Here is a 477-nt window from a genome sequence, read left to right on the forward strand (position 1 = left end):
TGGGTGCTCTGCGGCGCCGGGCTGCTGCGCCAGGGCGTGCAGGGCTGGCCGCGCATCCCCCGGGCCGTGCGCCTCGTGGGCGGCGTGCTGGCGCTGTTCTCCAGCGTGGTGGCGCCAGATACGGTGTTTGTCGCGCTGTCGGCGATCTCCGGTTTTGCGGTGGTGGCGGTGTGGTTGAGCATCTGCGCCTCGCACTTTATGTTCCGCCGCCGCCATCTGCAGCAGGGTAAGGCGCTGAGCGATCTGCAGTATCGCGCTCCCTGGTATCCGGTAGTGCCCGTTCTGGGCTTTGTGCTGTGCCTGGTGGCCTGCGTGGGCCTCGCTTTTGACCCGAGCCAGAGAATTGCGCTGTGGTGCGGGATCCCCTTTGTGGCCCTGTGCTATGGTGCCTGGTATCTTACTCGTTCACGGAATATGACTCAGGAGCCCCAACATGTCGCAGACTAATCCGTTTACCGCCCTGCTTGCCGCCCAGCC

General features: G+C 65.2%; 1 protein-coding gene. It reads left to right on the forward strand.

Going from position 1 to position 477, the window contains the following annotated elements:
• A partial coding sequence (locus FJV41_RS55625; RefSeq protein WP_246137933.1) for a hypothetical protein occupies window positions 1-447 on the forward strand: 447 nt, incomplete at its 5' end.
• Window positions 448-477 lie beyond the last annotated feature (30 nt).

It is taken from the genome of Myxococcus llanfairpwllgwyngyllgogerychwyrndrobwllllantysiliogogogochensis (assembly GCF_006636215.1).
Taxonomy (GTDB): Bacteria; Myxococcota; Myxococcia; order Myxococcales; family Myxococcaceae; genus Myxococcus; species Myxococcus llanfairpwllgwyngyllgogerychwyrndrobwllllantysiliogogogochensis.